Annotated in this window: 18 protein-coding genes; 4 read left to right on the top strand and 14 right to left on the bottom strand. The window is 60.4% G+C overall.

Going from position 1 to position 19,211, the window contains the following annotated elements:
• Positions 1 to 38 precede the first annotated feature (38 nt).
• From KSS97_RS10575 to KSS97_RS10540, 8 genes are all read right to left on the bottom strand, one after another.
• Entirely contained in the window at positions 39 to 479 is a 441-nt protein-coding gene (locus KSS97_RS10575) for a carboxymuconolactone decarboxylase family protein (RefSeq protein WP_198798268.1), read from the bottom strand.
• 286 nt (positions 480 to 765) lie between these two features.
• Positions 766 to 2,208 carry a mechanosensitive ion channel family protein gene (locus tag KSS97_RS10570; protein ID WP_030140046.1) on the bottom strand — a complete coding sequence of 481 codons (1,443 nt, stop codon included), beginning with the start codon at positions 2,206 to 2,208 and terminating at the stop codon, positions 766 to 768.
• Positions 2,209 to 2,308: 100 nt separating this feature from the next.
• Positions 2,309 to 3,175, bottom strand: a complete 867-nt coding sequence (locus tag KSS97_RS10565) for a pirin family protein (protein ID WP_217861596.1) — start codon at positions 3,173 to 3,175, stop codon at positions 2,309 to 2,311.
• 127 nt (positions 3,176 to 3,302) lie between these two features.
• Positions 3,303 to 3,917, bottom strand: a complete 615-nt coding sequence (locus KSS97_RS10560) for a response regulator transcription factor (RefSeq protein ID WP_030140044.1) — start codon at positions 3,915 to 3,917, stop codon at positions 3,303 to 3,305.
• A 113-nt stretch (positions 3,918 to 4,030) separates the two neighbouring features.
• Positions 4,031 to 4,465, bottom strand: a complete 435-nt coding sequence (locus KSS97_RS10555; RefSeq protein WP_217861595.1) for an ANTAR domain-containing protein — start codon at positions 4,463 to 4,465, stop codon at positions 4,031 to 4,033.
• A gap of 140 nt (positions 4,466 to 4,605) precedes the next feature.
• On the bottom strand, positions 4,606 to 7,887 hold the full coding sequence (locus KSS97_RS10550; RefSeq protein ID WP_217861594.1) for a transporter substrate-binding domain-containing protein: 3,282 nt from the start codon (positions 7,885 to 7,887) through the stop codon (positions 4,606 to 4,608).
• 261 nt (positions 7,888 to 8,148) lie between these two features.
• On the bottom strand, positions 8,149 to 9,483 hold the full coding sequence (locus KSS97_RS10545) for a lysine N(6)-hydroxylase/L-ornithine N(5)-oxygenase family protein (protein WP_217861593.1): 1,335 nt from the start codon (positions 9,481 to 9,483) through the stop codon (positions 8,149 to 8,151).
• A gap of 144 nt (positions 9,484 to 9,627) precedes the next feature.
• Positions 9,628 to 10,110, bottom strand: a complete 483-nt coding sequence (locus KSS97_RS10540; RefSeq protein ID WP_269807987.1) for a sigma-70 family RNA polymerase sigma factor — start codon at positions 10,108 to 10,110, stop codon at positions 9,628 to 9,630.
• Between the two features lie 489 nt (positions 10,111 to 10,599).
• Here KSS97_RS10540 and KSS97_RS10535 point away from each other — a divergent pair, with 489 nt between their 5' ends.
• The 4 genes from KSS97_RS10535 (at position 10,600) to KSS97_RS10520 (ending at position 15,992) form a co-directional block, all read left to right on the top strand.
• Positions 10,600 to 11,748 (top strand): efflux RND transporter periplasmic adaptor subunit, encoded by a 1,149-nt coding sequence (locus tag KSS97_RS10535; RefSeq protein ID WP_217861591.1) that lies wholly within the window; start codon positions 10,600 to 10,602, stop codon positions 11,746 to 11,748.
• Positions 11,749 to 13,710: a MacB family efflux pump subunit gene (locus KSS97_RS10530; protein ID WP_217861590.1), complete on the top strand. Its 1,962-nt coding sequence runs from the start codon at positions 11,749 to 11,751 to the stop codon at positions 13,708 to 13,710. It begins immediately after the preceding gene.
• Between the two features lie 10 nt (positions 13,711 to 13,720).
• Positions 13,721 to 15,121 (top strand): efflux transporter outer membrane subunit, encoded by a 1,401-nt coding sequence (locus tag KSS97_RS10525; protein WP_217861589.1) that lies wholly within the window; start codon positions 13,721 to 13,723, stop codon positions 15,119 to 15,121.
• A 544-nt stretch (positions 15,122 to 15,665) separates the two neighbouring features.
• Positions 15,666 to 15,992, top strand: a complete 327-nt coding sequence (locus tag KSS97_RS10520) for a DUF6124 family protein (protein ID WP_198797784.1) — start codon at positions 15,666 to 15,668, stop codon at positions 15,990 to 15,992.
• Between the two features lie 245 nt (positions 15,993 to 16,237).
• On the opposite strand, the gene KSS97_RS28865 is transcribed toward KSS97_RS10520, so the two are convergent.
• The 6 genes from KSS97_RS28865 to KSS97_RS10495 all read right to left on the bottom strand — a co-directional run bounded on the left by KSS97_RS28865 (position 16,238) and on the right by KSS97_RS10495 (position 19,171).
• On the bottom strand, positions 16,238 to 16,450 hold the full coding sequence (locus KSS97_RS28865; protein WP_497007567.1) for a DUF8139 family protein: 213 nt from the start codon (positions 16,448 to 16,450) through the stop codon (positions 16,238 to 16,240).
• A gap of 72 nt (positions 16,451 to 16,522) precedes the next feature.
• Positions 16,523 to 16,783 carry a hypothetical protein gene (locus KSS97_RS10515; RefSeq protein WP_217861588.1) on the bottom strand — a complete coding sequence of 87 codons (261 nt, stop codon included), beginning with the start codon at positions 16,781 to 16,783 and terminating at the stop codon, positions 16,523 to 16,525.
• A 292-nt stretch (positions 16,784 to 17,075) separates the two neighbouring features.
• Positions 17,076 to 17,384, bottom strand: a complete 309-nt coding sequence (locus tag KSS97_RS10510; RefSeq protein WP_217861587.1) for a hypothetical protein — start codon at positions 17,382 to 17,384, stop codon at positions 17,076 to 17,078.
• 187 nt (positions 17,385 to 17,571) lie between these two features.
• Positions 17,572 to 17,961, bottom strand: a complete 390-nt coding sequence (locus KSS97_RS10505) for a hypothetical protein (RefSeq protein WP_217861586.1) — start codon at positions 17,959 to 17,961, stop codon at positions 17,572 to 17,574.
• A gap of 345 nt (positions 17,962 to 18,306) precedes the next feature.
• Positions 18,307 to 18,933, bottom strand: a complete 627-nt coding sequence (locus KSS97_RS10500) for an immunity protein Imm33 domain-containing protein (protein ID WP_217861585.1) — start codon at positions 18,931 to 18,933, stop codon at positions 18,307 to 18,309.
• Positions 18,863 to 19,171, bottom strand: coding sequence for an RHS repeat-associated core domain-containing protein (locus KSS97_RS10495; RefSeq protein ID WP_438269636.1), 309 nt, complete (start codon positions 19,169 to 19,171; stop codon positions 18,863 to 18,865). Before KSS97_RS10495 ends, KSS97_RS10500 begins: the two co-directional genes overlap by 71 nt.
• Positions 19,172 to 19,211 lie beyond the last annotated feature (40 nt).

The raw sequence follows: 19,211 nt of genomic DNA, 5'->3' as shown, positions 1-19,211 counted from the left end.
CATCGCGAGCAAGCTCGCACAGGTACTGATCTGACTTCTTAAGCCTCGGGCATTTTCCGGAAGCCCACCGCCAGCCGGTTCCAACCGTTGATGGCGTTGATCGCCACGGTCAGGTCGACCATTTCCTTGGGCGTGAAGTGCTCGTTCAGCAGTTCGTAGTCGGCGTCGGGCGCGTGGGTCTCGCTCAGGCGCGTCAGGGCTTCGGTCCAGGCCAGCGCGGCGCGCTCACGACCGGTGAAGAACGGCGTCTCGCGCCAGGCGGTCACGGCATATAAACGCCGCTCGGTCTCGCCGTCCTTGCGCGCATCGGCGGTGTGCATGTCGATGCAGTACGCGCAGCCATTGATTTGCGAAGAGCGCAGCTTGACCAATTCGATCAAGGACTTTTCCAGGCCCAGTTTAGAGACCGCGTTCTCCAGGCCCAGCATGGCTTTATAGGCATCAGGGGAGGCGGCATAGAAATCGATACGCGGTTGCATGATGAACTCCTGAACAATTGGGTGTAGCGCTACGTTAGCCCTGCACTGGCGCGGGACAAATAGCCAATTGTTGGGAAGTTCGGGTGGCCAATGGAGACCGAGACGCCTATGGAAATGACGCAAGCTTCTGTGGCGAGGGAGCTTGCTCCCGCTCGGCTGCGTAGCAGTCGTAAACCGGTTGGCACGGTTTAACAGATATACCGAGGGGCCTGGTTTCAGGGCGGCTGCGCCACCCAGCGGGAGCAAGCTCCCTCGCCACAAGGGCACGGCGTGCTTTCGAAGGGTGTCACGCTCGGCTGCGCAGCCATTGCAGGAAGCGTTTCTTGGCGACCGGCTTGGGCAGTTCGCGGGTCAGGTTCTGGGCCAGGTGGATGCGCACGTCCAACAGGTTTTTCATGGCGTCGCCGATGTCGCGACGGGCCTCGAGGCAAGGTTTGAGGTAGCTGTTCTCGATGCGATAAAGCGTGCAGAAAGTCTTGGCATTGAAATTCGCCAACGCCGCTTGTTCGGCGACGATCCCGGCTTCGCCGATCACTTCGCCCGGCCCCATGCGGCCACCCTCGAGAGGCTGGCCGTTACGTAGGAGGCTCACACTGACGACGCCGGACTCGATGATGAACAGATGATCGCTGACCTCCCCGGCGGCCAGGATCACCTCGCCGGCGCGAAACGTCTGCAGGGTCATGTTCTGGCTGAAGGTGTCTTTTTCGTCCGGGCGCAGCGTGGAAAAAATGCTCGAGCTTTCCAGCAACGCACGGGGCCGCGACACCGCCAGGGCCGCAGTGCTTTCGCTGGTGGATAGCAGGCTCACGCCCGATGCATGCAGATGCCGAAACGCCAAGTCGAACAGTTGATTGCGCACCTCGCGTTTCTGCCCCATAGAGGCCACGAACCCGCTGATTTCATATTCCGCCCCGGCGCTGCTGGTGCCCTTGAGCGTGACGCAGGGCGCCGGGCTGGCAAGCAGTGCACGACAGCCGATCATCGCCCGTTCCAGCGCTTCGATCACTTTTTGCGGTCGCGCATGGGGGCTGACCTGAATGCTGATGGACAAACCATGCATATCGCTCGGTCGGCTGAAATTGACGATCTTGGCTTTCGCCGCCAGCGAGTTGGGGATCACCGCCATGCTGCCCTGGGAGGTCTGCAACCGCGTGGCACGCCAGTCGATGTCGGTGACCCGGCCTTCGGTGCCGTCGATGGAAATCCAGTCATCGACTTGATACGGCTTGGTGGTGTTGAGCACGATGCCGGAAAACACGTCGCTGAGGGTGCTCTGCAAGGCCAGGCCGACGATGATCGCCATCGCGCCGGAGGTTGCCAGCACGCCCTTGACCGGCAGGTCCAGCACATACGCCAAAGCCGCGATGACCGCGACCAGGAAGATCACCGCGCCGAGCAGATCCTGCAACAGCCGCCCCGTATGGCCGACCCGTTGCATCATGACCGCACCGATCATCACGGTCAGGGTCCGCGCGGCAAACAGCCACCACGCAATCTGCAGGCCGGTAGCCGCCAGGTGCCGAGGCACGTCATCGACCCACTGCGCGGTCTGCATGGGGTTGAGGCCTTCGTTGAACAGCAGCATGCTGAACAACATGAAAATCACCAGCCGCCCGCCGATCTTCCAGTACATCCGTTCGGCACTGACGAACCGCCACGCCAGCAAATCGAGCACAAGCAACGCCAAGGCACTGAGCAGCGGGTGGGCGGTGATCAGGGAGAACATCGGGGACAGCTCCAGGAGGGTCGTTGGCGTGAAGATTGGCACAGAATCAACACGCTGTAGAGATCACCACAAGACTCCTTGTGGGAGCGAGCCTGCTTAGCTAGCCATCCATCCGCCCAAAGCGCCCGGAATGAAAATCCTCGAAGGCCTGGTGAATCTCCTGCTCGCTGTTCATCACGAACGGACCATGGCCGACAATCGGCTCGTCGATGGGCTCGCCGCTGAGCAGCAACACCACGGCGTCGTTATCGGCTTGCAGATTCACCTGGTCGCCGGCCCGATCGAACAAGGCCAGTTGCCCCGCCTCGACCCGCTCGCGGCCATTGACCTGGACCGTACCTCGCAGCACCACCAGCGCCGTGTTATGGCCCGCTTGCAAATCGAGGGTCAGGTCCTTGCCGGCATTCAAGCGAATATCCCAGACCTCGATGGGCGTGAAGGTCTTCGCCGGGCCCCGATGCCCCTCGAAACTCCCGGCGATCAGCCGCAGGCTGCCAGCGTTATCCTTCAAGGCAATGTTGGGGATGTCACTCTTGAGCAGGGTCTGGTAGCCGGCCGGGGCCATTTTGTCCTTGGCCGGCAGGTTGACCCACAACTGGACCATTTCCATGAACCCGCCTTGTCGAGCGAAGGTTTCGGAATGGAATTCCTCATGGATGATCCCGGAGGCGGCGGTCATCCATTGCACATCACCAGGGCCGATCTTGCCGCCGCTGCCGGTGGAATCACGGTGTTCAAGCTCGCCCTGATAGACGATGGTCACGGTCTCGAAACCGCGATGGGGATGCTGGCCGACGCCACGTCGCTCTGAAGTAGGGGAAAATTCGCTGGGCGCCGCGTGGTCCAGCAGCAGGAACGGACTGATGTGCTTGCCCAGGTTGTCGTAGGAAAACAACGTGCGGACCGGAAAGCCGTCGCCGACCCAGTGGGTCCGCGGGCTGGTATAGAGGCCGATGATGTTTTTCAAACTGTGTCTCCAAATCAGGTGTTGCGACTCGATGGACACAGCTTAAAACCCGTACCGTTGATGCACCAGACTGCAAAAACCGGCCATAGCGTTCTATTTACAGAACAGCCAACAAGCTCGCTTTACCTTAAAGATGATTGCGCTTGGCAAATTCCGACAGCCCCACCAGGGAAGTGAGACCGAGCTTTTCCAACAGGCGCGTCTTGTAGGTACTGACCGTTTTCGGACTGATGAACAATGCATCGGCGATGTCCTTGCCACGCATGCCCATCGACAGCATCCGCAGGATGGACAGCTCACGGGTGGAGAGGCTTTCCAGGGCCTGCTGTTCGCCACGCTGGTGAAAATCCAGCCTGACAGGCATTTGAGGGAAATAGGAATAGCCGGATTTCAACGCGTGAATCGCCTTGATCAGCTCCTTCAGGTCGCTTCTCTTGGTGACAAACCCCCTCGCCCCGGCCGCGATACAACGGTTGCAGAAATGCTGGGCATCCTGGGAAGTGAACACCAGCACCGCGCAGCCGGGAAATTCCATCAGGATCCAGACCAGCAGGTCCAGGCCATCGAAACCATTCATCACCAGGTCCAGGATCACCAGGTCGGCCCGCGCCTCCTTGATCTGCGCCTTGGCCTCAGCCACGCCGCTGACGTCACTGATATTGGTAAACCCTTCGTTCTGGCACACGAGCCGCAAAGCGCCACGTATGACAGGGTGATCATCCACGATCATTACATGCTTCAAGACAGCTCCCCGAATGAATGCAAACCACGCCGATGCTCAAACTGCAGCGGACTGTTACACAAGCGATAGGCCGCGCCACCTGTCAGACCTGACAGTGCCGACTAACGGTGCGATCAGCTTCCCAGGCCCCGCCTGCAGGCATGGGGCCAAGGCTGGGCCGACTCGCTGGCCTCGGGGTCAATGAAGGTCATCAGGCGTTCCAGCACGGCCGAATCGGGCAACGCGGCAGTGGTCACCTGCAAGGAGGGCGGATGCGCGACGGGCACCGATTCCAGGTGCGCTTGCTGGGCGTTATAGATCATTGAATGACGAACCTGCAGGTTGCCGCGCAAGAATCCGGTCAGATCCAGTGATCCGCTTGCAAGGCCGGCATTGACCAGGATCAGGTCGAAAGGCTTGCTGCCGTATTCCACCAACGTCAGGAATTCCTCCAGGCTACCCACCGGCGCGATGCAGAAATAGCCGTGATGATTGAGCAGCCGTTCAAGCTTCATCCGATGATAATGCTCCGTGTCGGCAATCATGATTCGTAGTGCTTTGTTCGGCATGGCAGGCATTCCAATGGCAACGCGGCAGGTGTAGACCGGGTCGGAAACGTTAAGTCGCGACAGGCTAGAGGAAGGTTTTTTAGGACGCTGTAGGACAATTCCCAAATAAAGCACGGAAAAATCCGCGCCCGACTTGCGGCTCAGGGCGCCTTGGTCTGGCGGTGATCGGGTGAAGCCTGAAGAGGTTCGCCGGCGGGCCCGGAGGGGGCGGACTCTCCAGCCATATAAAAGTGCAGCCGTTCCGTGAGGTGCTCCATCGCCCGGCACACCGCTTCCACCGATTCGGTGAGCGCCGCGTTGATACCCTCGCGACAAGCGCTTTCCAGCGCGTCGCATGCCACCACCAGCGGCTCTGCCTGGATAATCCGTGCGCCGCCCTTGATCCGATGCGCCAGGTCGGCCAACCCGGACACGTCATGGCGCGAAGACAAATCCAGCAATCGCGCCTTGTCCATGGCGTTGCTGGCGACCAGTTCCTTCAACAACGGGTGAATCGACAGCCTGTCGCCACCGGCCAGCTGTTCCAGGGTGGTCAAATCGAAGTCGCCCGTGGAGGCCGGCGCGTCGCGCTGGGGCGTGATCAATACCAGGCGCGCGTTCAATTGCTGCAGGCTGATGGGTTTGAACAGGCAGTCATCCATGCCTGCCTCGATGCAGCGAGCCGTTTCCTCGGGCTGGGCATTGGCCGTGAACCCCAGGATCACCGTCGGCGACAAAGCCCCGGCCCGCTCCTCTTCGCGGATGGCACGGGCCATTTCATAACCGCTCATCAACGGCATGTTGCAGTCGGTGATGAGCACGTCGAACTGCCCGTCGCGCCAGGCACGCAGCCCTTGGACGCCGTCTTCAGCCTGCTGCACCGGGTGCCCCAAGTACCTCATCTGCTGGCACAGCAGCAAACGATTGGCTGGATGATCATCAACGACCAGGATCTTCAGCACCTGGCCCAGCGGCGTCTGAACCTCGACTGCGGGCACGCGGGGCAACGCCTCCAGCAACGGCACCGCCAGCCGGATCTCGACTTGCGTGCCCTGCCCCGGCACGCTGCTCAACGCCAGGGTGCCGCCCATCATTTCACACAGGGTGCGGCTGATCACCAACCCCAGCCCGGAGCCACCGCGAGCGCCCTGGGCGTGGTCGCCGACCTGGGTGAACGGGCTGAACAGGCGTTGCTGGTCTTGCGCCGAAATGCCCGGGCCGGTGTCTTCGATCAACACGCGGATGGCCAGGCGCTTGTCCTCCCCAGCCGGCTCAGCTCCAAGGCTCAGGCGTACCTGGCCTTGTTCGGTGAACTTGATGGCGTTGCTCAGTACGTTGGAAAGGATCTGCTTGAAGCGCAGCGGGTCGATCAAAACGTCATGGTCGCTGGCTGCATCCAGGTCCAGATCCAAGGACAGCTGTTTTTCCCGGGCCAGGCCATCAAACATCCGCGCCACGGCCTCGATCAGTTCGCGCAAATTGGCCCGCGTCGGCACCAGGGACAGCTTGCCGGATTCGATGCGAGCGATGTCGAGGATGTCACCGATCAGGTCCAGCATGCCTCGGGCGGCACCTGAGGCCACTTCGATGGCCGACTTGTCCATGACGCCCTGGTCGGCTTTTTTCAGGGCCAGTTCCAGCATGCCGATCACGGCGTTCATTGGCGTGCGGATTTCATGGCTCATCGTCGCCAAGAACGTGGTCTTGGCCCGGTTGGCGTCGTCGGCGCTGGCCTTGGCCACGCGCAACTGTTCCAACAGCCGTCGCAGGTAGACAACCCAGCCCAACACCAGCAGCAGGAGCAGCGCGGCGATGGCAAACCCTTGGACAATCGCAGTGCGATGGCGCAGCCAGTAGCTGTCGTTGATCACCACCTCACTGCGCCAGCGGTTGGTGAGCTCGTCCATTTCCTCTGGGGAAATGCTCAGCAGTGCCTTGTCCAGGATCGAGTAGAGCTCGGTCGCGTTGCGGCTCGTCGCCAAGGCAACGCGGATGGGCACCGTGCCCACGGTGCTGGTGACTTGCAATGTGTCGCGGTACTGGCGCGAGATCATGTAGCGGGCACTGATCAGCGAATTGATCGCACCATCCGCCCGGCCCGCGGCGACCATGGCCATGGCATCGGCCATGTTTTGCGCCGGCACCCGTTGCACGCCGGGGAACTGCTCCGACAGGTACTCACGCAACACGTTGCCACGCACCAGCGCCAGCCGCTTGCCGGCCATCCGGTCCACGGTCAGGGCGTCCGAGGCTTTGGCCGGCACCACCAGCACGAAAGGGCTTGTCAGGTACGGGCGGGTGAAGCGCAGTTCATTTTCAAGCTCGGCGCTGGGGATCGCGGTTGCCAGGACATCGGCCTTGCCAGTGGCGATCCGGGCGATCAGGTCGTCCACCGAGTCGCCACGCTGGATGTCGAATTTCAGCCCGGTGCGCAAGCTGATCCTGGCCAGCACATCGGCACCGATGCCGCGCAATTGGCCTTGCTCATCGAAGAAGGTCAACGGCAGGAAATCCGCGCTGACGGCTACGTTGATACGCGGATGAGCATCGAGCCAGCGCTGTTCATTGACGCTGAAATGCAACGCTTGCCGGCCCGGCACGCTCGCCCCACCGGCGCTCCAACGCCGCAGGATGCCCATGCGTTCGCCGACGGGAATGGCCTGCAGCGCGGCATTGACGACGCGCAACAGGCGCCCGTTCTCGCGGCTGACCGCAAAGGCGAACGGCTGCACTTCCATGCGGGAGAAATCCGCCAGTTGTACGTTGTTCAGGTAGTTCTTGCTGATCAGGTAATGGGCGCTGATCGAATCCCCCAGATAAACGTCGGCCTGGCCGAACGCCACGGCGCCGATGGCGCTCAAGGTCGAGGGGAACAGCTGCAACGTGGCGTCCGGATAAAAAGCTTCGACCGTTTCCGGTGGCAAGTAGTGATAAAGCATGGCCAGCCGTTTGCCCGCCAGGTCCGCCGGCAGCTCTTCGCTGTCGTCGACACGGGTCACCAGCGTCGGCACGTCATCGGCATACGTCCGTGACATCGCCAATGCGGGGTCGCCGGCCTCGAAACCGTTGGCGGTGCCGAGCAGATCGATTTCCCCGCCATGCAGGGCCTGGAGTGATGCATCCCGCGACGCGTACCGCCGCACCTGTATGTCGATGTGCAACAGCTGACCCAGCAACTGTGCATAGTCAGCCGTCAGGCCTTCATAATCGCTGCCATTGCCGGTGATGCTGAACGGCGGGTAATCCGGTGCCGAGGCACCCAGGAGCAACGTGCCCTTGCGTCGCAGCCAGGTCCGGTCAGCCTCGTCCAGGGTCACCGAATAGTCGTTCACAGCAGAACGCCCGAGCACATGCAGCGACTCGGGTGCCGCACCCACCTGGGGCGCCACACTTGATAGACCCAGCCATATCGCCGCCAGGCCTGTGCGCAGGAACAGCATCATTCGATCAGGTTTCGCTTGGCGAAATCGGCCCGGACGCTACATCAGCGACCGGCTGATCGGTTCAAACTGCCAATGCGAGGGAACAGTGAACCGTCCACGTACCTCCCGGAAAACCAGGAGGAGCGTGAGGTGAGTGTAGGAAGTTTCTGAGGAATTTCCTGGCGGGCTTGCGATTGTTCTGTAGGAGCTGGCGAAGCCTGCGATCTTTCTCTTGGAACTCAGGTGTCGGGAAAAGATCGCAGCCTCGCTTCGCTCGGCAGCTCACACAGCGGCCAATCGCAAATCGCGCTCCGGCCGAGCCTGCCCGCGATTGTTTCCATGCTCATAGAGCGAGCCGGCGATCTCATCGGCGCGCACCGGCAGGATCGACAGCAAGGTGTCGCTCAGCCCGTGGCTGGCCTGGCAGAAACCCTGCATGTAGATCGCCGCCTTGCAGCGCTCGTCGGTGATCAACTTGTAGTTGCGATCCACCTCGAAATCCCCGAGGTACTGCGCCAACGGTTCGAGCAAGGTGCGGTGCATCTGGCGTTCGTAGCCGGTGGCGAGCACCACCGCGTCGTATCGGCGCACCGACAACTCGCCAGTGGCGTTGTTGCGCACCGCCAGCTCCACGCCATCCTTGGTCGCGGTGGCTTTCTCCACCGTGGTCAGGGTGCGGAACCCATGACGGGCGATGCCCGAGACTTTCTGACGATAGAAAATCCCGTAGATGCGCTCGATCAGGTCGATGTCCACCACCGAATAATTGGTGTTGTGGTACTCGTTGACCAGGCGCTCACGTTCGCTGTGGGGCTGCTGGAACACCAGGTCGGTGAATTCCGGCGAGAACACTTCGTTGACGAACGGGCTGTCATCCGCCGGCTTGAGGGCCGAGCCGCGCAGGATCATGTCGACCTGCACCGACGGGAAGCTGTCGTTGAGGTCGATGAACGCTTCCGCCGCGCTCTGCCCGCCGCCGATGATCGCAACGTTCATTGGCTGGCCGCTCGTGCACGGTTGGCTTGCCATGCGCTCCAGGTACTGCGAGTGATGGAACACCCGAGCGTCATCCTTGAACGTCTTGAACGCCTCGGGAATGCGCGGCGTGCCACCGGCACTGACCACCACTGAACGGCTGATGCGCACGCACTCTTCCCCTTCGCGGGTGCGGGAAATCACCCGCAAGGCTTCGACCTGCTGGTGATGCAGCACCGGTTCGATGCGCAGCACTTCCTCGCCGTAGCGGCTCTGCCCGGCGAATTGCGCCGCTACCCAGCGCAGGTAGTCGTTGTACTCCATGCGGCACGGGTAGAACGTCCCGAGGTTGATGAAATCCACCAGGCGGCCATGGTGCTTGAGGTAATTGACGAACGAGTAAGGGCTGGTGGGGTTGCGCAGGGTCACCAGGTCCTTGAGGAAGGAAATCTGCAGCTCGCTCTGGGTCACCAGGGTGTTGCCGTGCCAGCGATAGTCAGCCTGTTTGTCGAGGAACAGCACGTCCAGTTCGCCCTGCACCGGGCCACGCTCCTGCAGCGCGATGGCCAGCGCCAGGTTCGAGGGGCCGAAGCCAATGCCGATCAAGTCGTGAACGTGGGGCGCTGCAATTGCCTGAGTCATGTCCAGTGTCCTCTGGAAAAGCCCCTCAACAGGGCACGAAAGCCGGGTGACCTGTTCGGCGCGCATCGGGCCGCCAGATCGTCTGTTGAGAGGAACGAAGAGGATGTCAGAAAATTTACCGCCGCAGGATTCACGCCGGGTGAATCAGGTCGCGTCCCACTGCCGTACGCGAACGCGGCAATGCTTCATGGCGTTGACGATGTGTTTTTCCACCAGGGCGCGGGAAATGCCCAGGCGCTCGGCAATCTGCGAATGGGACAGGCCTTCGAGTTTGCGCAGCAGAAAGCTTTCGCGGCACAGCGGTGGCAACTCGGCCAGGGCGCGTTGCAGCATGTCCAGGCGTTGGCCGTGGTCGAGGCTGGTATGGGGCGACGGGGTGAAGAAGCGTTCTTCTGTGTCGAGCACGTCGAGGGATTCGGATTGGCGCAGCGTGTTGCGCCGATGCCCATCGATCACCAGGTTCAGTGCGGTGCGATACAAGAACGCCCGCGGCTGCTCGATGGGCGTATCGCTGGCGCGCTCCAGCACCCGCACATAAGCGTCATGCACCACATCTTCGGCCGCCTGGCGGTTGCCTAGCCTGGCGTTCAGGAAACACACCAGCTCGCGATAGTAGTTTTCCAACATGACTCCCGTGCGCAGTGACTGCGACAGCTTTCCCTGGGCCCCTCGGCATGCCGGAAAACGCATGGCACGATGGTGGCAGATTCAATCGCGTAATTTATAGTAATTCTCATATAGATTTAAAGCTTTGGTTTGCATCAGGCCGGATTCGTAGTGCCGAGCACTGCATTTGTGGCGAGGGGATTTAGCGAAACGTCGCACCGCCCCGCTGGGCTGCGCAGCAGCCCCTCAGGGCCAACAACTCGGTGTTGCCAGATATTTTGAGTAGCAGGTTTTGGGGCTGCTGCGCAGCCCAACGGGGATAAATCCCCTCGCCACAGATAAATCCCCTCACCACAACATCACCTGACCTGGTTATTGCGCTGCCCTTCCGCCGACCGCTACCAAGTATTTCATCCCGCTAAATTCCCGCCCGCAACACTCGTCTACCAGAACAGCCTCCCGTCCCGCCCCTCCGTGCGACGGGCCCGACATCACCGGCCGGAACCCAGCATGAAACGTCCCCGCCTCACCCGCCCCGTCTGGCTCCTGACCTTCGCCCTGCTGCCGGCCGTGGCCTTCGCTGCGTGGCAAGCGGTCGGGCCCAATCAAGAGCCTGTCGCCACCGTCGCGGTCACCCGTGGCGATATCGAAAACAGCGTCACCGCCCTGGGCACCTTGCAACCGCGGCGCTACGTCGACGTCGGCGCCCAGGCGTCCGGGCAGATCCAGAAGATTCACGTCGAGGCCGGTGACGAGGTCACGGAGGGCCAACTGCTGGTTGAAATCGACCCGTCCACACAAAAAGCCAGGCTCGACGCCGGACGGTTTTCCATCGAAAACCTCCAGGCCCAGCTTCAGGAACAGCGCGCCCAACACGACCTGGCGCAGCAGAAATTCCATCGCCAGCAGCAACTCAAGGCCGGCGGCGCCACCCGCGAAGAAGACGTGCAGACCGCCCGGGCCGAGGTGCGCGCGACCCAGGCCCGCATCGACATGTTCCAGGCGCAGATCCGCCAGGCCCAGGCCAACCTGCGCAGCGATGAAGCCGAGCTGGGTTACACGCGCATTTATGCGCCGATGAGCGGCACCGTGGTCGCCATCGGCGCCCGGGAAGGCCAGACGCTCAACGCCCAGCAGCAGACGCCGTTGATCCTGCGCATCGCCCGGCTGTCGCCGATGACCGTCTGGGCAGAGGTTTCGGAAGCCGACATCGGCCACGTCAAGCCGGGCATGACCGCCTATTTCACCACCCTCGCCGGCGGCGGCCGGCGCTGGAGCAGCACTGTCCGGCAAATCCTGCCGGTGCCGCCGCGTCCGCTGGAAGCCAGCCAGGGCGGCAGTCCCTCCGGTGGCCGCAGCGGCAGCGAACGGGTGGTGCTCTACACGGTGTTGCTGGACGTGGACAACGCCGACCGCGCCTTGATGACCGACATGACTGCCCAGGTGTTTTTTGTCGCCGCCCAGGCCAAGGATGTGCTGACCGTGCCCATCGCCGCCGTGCAAGACGCCGATCAAGTGCGAGTGCTCGCCGACAACGGCGATGTCCAGTCACGCACCGTTCGTACCGGCGTCAGCGATCGCCTGCGCACGCAAATTGTCGACGGCCTGAGTGAAGGCGACCGCGTGCTGATTGGTCCGGCCAGCGGCAACGGAGGTTGAATGAACACGCCCCTGATCGAGCTGCGGGACATTCGCAAGGCCTACGGCGGCGGCGACAGCCCTCGGGTAGAAGTCCTGCGGGGCATCGACTTGTCCATTCACGCCGGCGAATTCCTGGCGATTGTCGGGGCGTCCGGCTCCGGCAAATCCACCTTGATGAACATCCTCGGCTGCCTCGACCGCCCTACCAGCGGCGAGTACCGCTTTGCCGGCGAAGACGTCGCCAGGTTGGGCAGCGATGAACTGGCCTGGCTGCGCCGCGAAGCGTTCGGCTTCGTGTTCCAGGGCTATCACCTGATCCCGTCCGGCACGGCCCAGGAAAACGTCGAGATGCCGGCCATCTATGCCGGCACCTCGGCCGCCGAGCGCCACGCCCGGGCCAGCGCCCTGCTCGAACGCCTCGGCCTGGCGAGCCGCACCGGCAACCGTCCCCATCAACTCTCCGGCGGGCAGCAGCAACGGGTGTCGATTGCCCGGGCCTTGATGAACGGCGGCCACATCATCCTCGCCGACGAGCCCACCGGCGCCCTCGACAGCCAGAGTGGCATCGAGGTCATGGCCTTGCTCGACGAACTGGCAAGCCAGGGCCACGTGGTGATCCTGATCACCCACGACCGCGAAGTCGCGGCCCGGGCCAAGCGCATTATTGAAATCCGCGACGGGTCGATCATCAGCGACAGCGCCACCGCCGCACCACAGGCCAATGCCAAGGCGTTGCAAGCCGTGGACCTGCGCCAGCGCCTGAGCGCCGGCAGCGAACACAACGGCGCCTGGAAAGGCGAACTGGTAGACGCGGTGCAAGCGGCCTGGCGGGTGATGTGGATCAATCGCTTTCGCACCGCCCTGACCCTGCTCGGCATCGTCATCGGCGTGGCCTCGGTGGTGGTCATGCTGGCCGTTGGCGAAGGCAGCAAGCGCCAGGTCATGGCCCAGATGGGCGCCTTTGGTTCGAACATCATTTACCTCAACGGCACAGCCCCCAACCCGCGCGCGACCAAGGGCATCATCAGCGAACAGGACATCGCCGCCCTCGCTGCCCTGCCCGAAGTGCAACGCATCATGCCGGTCAACGGCAAGAACGCCAGCGTGCGTTTCGCCAATCTCGACCACACCAGCTACGTGGGCGGCAACGACACGAATTTCCCGATCATCTTCAATTGGCCGGTGGCCCAGGGCACCTATTTCAGCGACGCCGATGAACGCAGCGCCGCGGCGGTGGCAGTGATCGGGCACAAGGTCCGGCAAAAGCTGCTCAAGGACGTCGCCGACCCGATCGGCCGCTACATCCTGATCGAAAACGTGCCGTTCCAGGTCGTTGGCGTACTGGCGGAAAAAGGCGCCAGCTCCGGTGATTCGGACGCCGACAACCGCATCGCCGTGCCCTACTCCGCCGCCAGCGTGCGGCTGTTCGGCACGCGCCATCCCGAATACGTGGTGATCGCCGCTCGCGACGCGGGCAAGGTTAACGAGGCGGAGCAGGCCGTCTCCCGGACCTTGTTGCGCCTGCATAACGGCAAGCAGGATTTCGAGTTGACCAACAACGCGGCGATGATCCAGGCCGAGGCTCGCACCCAGGGCACGCTGTCGTTGATGCTCGGCGCCATTGCGGCGATTTCGCTGCTGGTGGGCGGCATCGGCGTGATGAACATCATGCTCATGACCGTGCGCGAACGGACCCGGGAGATCGGCATCCGCATGGCCACCGGCGCCCGCCAGCGGGACATCCTGCGCCAGTTTCTCACCGAAGCGGTGATGCTCTCGGTGGTCGGCGGGCTTGCCGGTATCGGCCTGGCCCTGCTGGTGGGCGGTGCGTTGCTGCTGGGCAAAATCGCCGTGGCCTTCGAATGGCTGGCCGTGTTCGGCGCCTTCGGTTGCGCGTTGGTCACCGGCGTCGTCTTCGGTTTCATGCCCGCCCGCAAGGCCGCCCGCCTCGACCCGGTCACGGCCCTCACCAGTGAATGAACCCCATCTTATGAAAGCGCACCTGACCCTCCTGGCCGCCAGCCTGTTGCTGGTTGCGTGTGGCACGCCTTTGTCGACGCCCGACAGCGGCATTCAACCGCCCGAGGCGTGGCAGAACCTGGACAAGCCAAGCGCTGCGGTTGATAACCAGCAATGGTGGACGCAGTTCGGCAGCCCGCAACTCGATCGGTTGATCGAACAAGCACGCCAGGGCAGCTTCGACCTCGCTGCCGCCATGGCCCGGGTTCGCCAGGCCCAGGCCAGCGCGGTGATCGCCGGCGCGCCGTTGCTGCCGGAAATCAGCGCCGGGCTCAACGGCAATCGCCAGGAACTGCTGCGGGGCAAGGGCTACAGCCAGTTGGACGTGGATCGGAACAACCGCACCATCGACTACTACGACGCTCATCTCAGCGCCAGTTATGAGTTGGATTTCTGGGGCGGAAAACGGGCGGCCCGTGACAGTGCGCTGAGCACTTTGTCGGCCACGCAGTTTGATCGGGCGACTGTGGAACTGACTCTGCTCAGCGCCGTCGCCAACAGCTATAGCCAAGCCTTGTCACTGCGCGAGCAACAGCGCATCGCCGAACTGAACCTGGCCAACGCCCGCAATGTGCTCGATCTGGTGCAAACCCGCTACGACGCGGGCAGCGCCACGGCACTGGAACTGTCCCAACAAAAGAGCCTGGTGGCGGCCCAGGAGCGCCGGCTGCCGCAAGTGCAGCAACAGGCTCGCGAGGCATTGATCACCCTCGCGGCATTGTTGGGCGAACCGGTGCAGTCGCTCAAGCTCGACAATGAATCCTTCGACGCATTGCGCTGGCCCGCCATCGACGCCGGGGTGCCCAGCGACCTGCTGCTGCGCCGTCCCGACATCGCCGCCGCCGAAGCCCGCCTCGCCGCCGCCCAGGCCGACATCACCGTCGCCCGCGCGGCCTTGCTGCCCTCGGCCACCCTGGGCCTGAGCCTGGCCACCGGCGCCGACATCGCCGACCAGTTGCTGCGCAACAACGTCTACAACCTCAGCGCCGGGCTCGCCGCACCGATCTTCAACAACGGTCGCCTCAAGGCCGAACGAGACAGGACAACCGCACGCCAGGAGGAACTGCTGGAGCTCTATCGTGCTGCGATCATCAACGGCTTCGCCGACGTCGAAAAAGCCCTGAACGGCATCCGCGGCCTGGACCAGCAGCGGCAATGGCAGCGCGAAGAACTGGACCAGGCCCAGACCGCCTTCGACATCGCCCAGCGCCGCTACCAGGCCGGCGCCGAAGACCTGCTCACCGTGCTCGAAACCCAACGCACGCTGTACGCCGCCCAGGACATGAACGTGCAGTTACGACTGGCGCGGGTGCAGGCGAGCGTGGCGTTGTATAGGGCGCTGGGTGGGGGTTGGCGAACGACGCAAATCTGAAGAGGAGCACCATCGTGGCGAGGGAGCTTGCTCCCGCTGGGCCGGTCCGACGCCTCGGGCACAGCAGCCCCAATGGCAAGCACGTCGGTGTGTCAGTTGTTTTGGGGTGACTGGTTTTGGGGGCCGCTGCGCAGCCCAGCGGGAGCAAGCTCCCTCGCCACGGGTTATTTGCCGGGCACAAATTGTGTTCGGCTTTGGTTCTGTTTATCCGGCCATGTAGGACTCCCGAGTAAGGCTACGTTGCCTTGCGTCATTGCCTACAACTACGCCAGAATCCGCCGGCTTGTGCGCTTGGCTCATGGCTTTTACTGTTCTCGGGTCGCTGTTTCCAGCGATCGGGTTTGGTAGCCCGCGAGTCAACTAGGCGCAAGCGCCACCTCTTGCAGATGCTGTCTGGGCATCTGTTTCATGGTGGCCGTGCGCAGGGCGTCTTCGGGCGCGCCGGGTTCCTAGTGCTCCGGTCTACCAACCCGCGTACGGCCGCCACCCAATCGTTTGGTAGCGATGGTTTCGGCTCCTGAAAATGAATACTAGGAGTTACACCATGTTCAAAATTACCCCGAATCCCCCCGACGACGACGCCAAAAAACTCAACGAAGCCGCCGACCGCGCCCTCGCCTTTTACCTCGATCCAAAACCTGGAAAACCAAAGCTGCCACCGGGCCAGTTGTTCACCGTGGCCCAAGGCGCGGACATGGAGTGCCTGTTGGCCAACCTCAGCGAAACCCTCGCTTCGGTCAATGTCATGGCCAACGAACTGGCCTTTGATCTGGAGGGGGCGCCACGGAGTTTTGCACTGGGGATCCAGCAGATGATCGAGCTGAGTGAGCTACTGGCAAACCGCGCCTTGGACATCGCCGCACCGCGCTAGAACCTCTCAATGTAAAACGATACCCGTGGCGAGGGAGCTTGCTCCCGCTGGGCTGCGCAGCAGCCCCCCGATTTTGCGGTCGCTGCGCAACCGAGCGAGCGCAAGATTGGAAATTGCCGTCAACGACACGCTGTTGCCAGCGATAAAAAATGGCTGAGCAGCCCATTTCTTCAGTCGTCGACGCCAGACGCTGCCAGTGACCGAGGCGCACGGCAGCGTAGGCTTCCCCTCCTCTGCTTGTCCCTCTAACTGGCGAGCTCTAAGTCAGATTCATGAATCTCCACTGATGATCCATCTTCGAACTCAATCGAGTAGACGGTACCAGGTGGAAATTTGTCGAAGTAGCTGTCGGGCCGGTCATCAAAGACGCCGACGATCCATGCCCGCTTACCTGGCCTGAGTGCCTCCGATGCGTGCGCTACCACTTTTACAATGTCGTCGTAAGTGAACTTAGTCATATTAAGATCGGAAGGTGAGGATTACTATCGGGCATCGAAACATCTGACCGATGACGGCATGAATTATCTTATTCAGTTCTGAAAGGTCTTATCATGTAACTTTATCGCTTCTTCCAGAGATGACAACCATTCACAGCGAGATAAAGGACTCTCCTCCATAAAAAGCTCCATTGCGTTTTTCAGAGCGTTTGATTGGTACTCATGCGTTAAAGGTAGACGGAAGAATTCAACATTTTGAACGCAATACTCACCACTACTTAAATTCTCAAAGCAAAAATAAATAGCAAGAGTGTGCGTGTCTATCGCCTTCCATACCTCATGAGACTTTAACATGTCACCTCCATTAATCTGATGGGATCCACTTGCCGCTAGTGACCCGACCATTGGCATTTGCAAGGAAGTTTTCATACTGCGATACAGTATGGCCCCTGAGTTCGGCAATGGCGCGGGGACTCTACCACACCGAGCCGGCCTGGACATCTCCAGTACCGGGAGGCCTTTTCAGCAGGTTACGGAGTAAGAGCAATGGCCAATGGGATAAAATCACCCATGCCGTCGGTTCCGTCCAGACTGCGTAGCGGCTGGACAGGTTGTCCGCCGCTACAGCCGAACTCCTGTCCGGTTGTCAGACTTCGTTGCCTGCTGGTAACTCTCTCTCGAAACGAGCAATCAGTTCTTCAATGCCAAGCAAGAACTTCTCCAAGTCGGATTTATCCTTCTCTGACAGCTCCGTCCCCGCGTTGAGCACATCAGCGTTTATTTGTTCCATCTCCAAAAGAATCATAGAGACGGCATCTTCCCATCGATCGCTGTTCATCACACCACCAGCGCCCTCGATCCGTTGAATCAACGAATTCAGGCTCAAGCGGTCTGCTCTATAGTCATCAATAGATTGCCGCATAACAAAAAATTGCCGACGAATTAGTTCGCTCATATCAGCCTCATCTTGAAATAAGAGCAATGACCTACCCACGCTCACCAGTTAAAACCTTTACCCCGCTGTCGCCGATGGACACCAAGAAGTATGCATCCAATCGAAATCGTCTAATACGCCAGTCATGACATTGTAAAATCTCGTCACACCAAACCCCTCTAATCAACCGAGAGATTCACACACTTCGTCAACTTTCAAAAACCACAACTGGATTCTGATTACAAATAATATCTATCCACTCCTCAGTAACAATTGCCAAATGAAAAATCGGATCATCTTTATAAATTTCAAGCGAATCGCTATTCAACCACGCCAACAACTCCGAATCCTCCACTAAAAAGAATGAATTTTCGACTTCGTTTGGCACCAACGGTAACGAGGCAAGCCTCATACTTTCGTTTGTTATACGCATAGCGGTAGGAAGTTGAGGGAAGTCCAAATAGAGATATCTACCTGCCTCCCCCGCCTCTCTAAGGTGAATTCGCATACCACTCCCGTAGGAAATACGCTCAAAAGTCACTCTACCGGAAGTAGGTAAGCCTGGTAAATTCCAAGGCTTAAAAATCTGTATATTCATATCAGCATCCATTAGTCTTAACGAATCTTATCGCCGGCTCGTTTGCCATCCGATCGCTGTATTTCAATGGTTGGTCTACCATCGCTACTAATTGGGCGGACGAAACTCTCCTCCCATCGTCCAATGTACCGACACGACTCCGTTACCCTTGTTACCCACGATTGTGGGATTCATAGCATCAAAATCCTTGCTTCAGCCCAGCGGGGAACCCCCTCACTACAACTTCGTTGATCGCTAGCCTCATCCGCAACAGCGACATCGCTTGTAGTTTAACGTCGGCCATACGATTAATACCGATAAATCAGGAGCCCATCCGGTTGGGTTAACTCCTTATTTAAAGCAGTATCAGTTGTTTATCTTTTCATCCAGCCAAACGTCGTTTGTAGGCCCGTGGAATCGGTAGCCATACGGTAATGCTAGAAACTTCACCAAGTCTGGTCGATTTACCGAGACATGCTGGGTATGAACCGTCTTCAGATTTTTTACATCTCCATCAAATCTGTCGGTGGTGAGCCACCAACCTGACATATGCTCGGGAGAGGGGTAGCGTACTCCTTCAGCAGGATCGCCTTCCAAAATGCCATCTGAGATCACAATCATCTGATCGAAGGTCGGTGCGGCGTAGTCCACGCCGGCCTTCTCACACACCGCATGCTGTTCGGCCCAAAGCCTGAGCGTGGTGCTGATGCCTGGTACATAGACTCCAGTCACCGGTGACTGCTCAAAAAACGACAACTCTCGTTTGTCGTTCAGATGCATCTTCGTGACCCAACATCCATACCCCAAGGTTTCGTCTGGAGCGACTCTATATCCCGCTTCAACATAGCGAACGACGAGATCGATGAAGTCGATGACTCCTTCTTTCAGATCAGGGTCATCGACCATGATGCTGATCTCATAGTCAAACCGCTCCGCAAGTCCCTCGGTTTTCAATGTCAGACCCGCGCCTGTTTCTATACTGCTGATGTTCATTGACTGTACCTCGTAGCATCGCGTACTTGCCCCCACTGAACACGAAATCGCTACCATTATTGGTCGAACTTAAAATTGCGGACGCCGATAAAGCTGTAATTAAAGCCATTAAGGGGGTGTTGAGGAAGGCGTAGTTTCCATCCGGATCAACGTATTTATACGGATTGTTATTCGCATAGGTGTAGCGATTGAAGCTATGGAGATTATTCTCTTGGAAGTCGACGGCATCGATCCCCATAAACCGTCCCAGCATCGGGTCGTTCAACCAACCGAGTCCC

Source organism: Pseudomonas alvandae (assembly GCF_019141525.1).
Taxonomy (GTDB): domain Bacteria; phylum Pseudomonadota; class Gammaproteobacteria; order Pseudomonadales; family Pseudomonadaceae; genus Aquipseudomonas; species Aquipseudomonas alvandae.
This window is presented reverse-complemented; position numbering and strand designations above follow the sequence as displayed.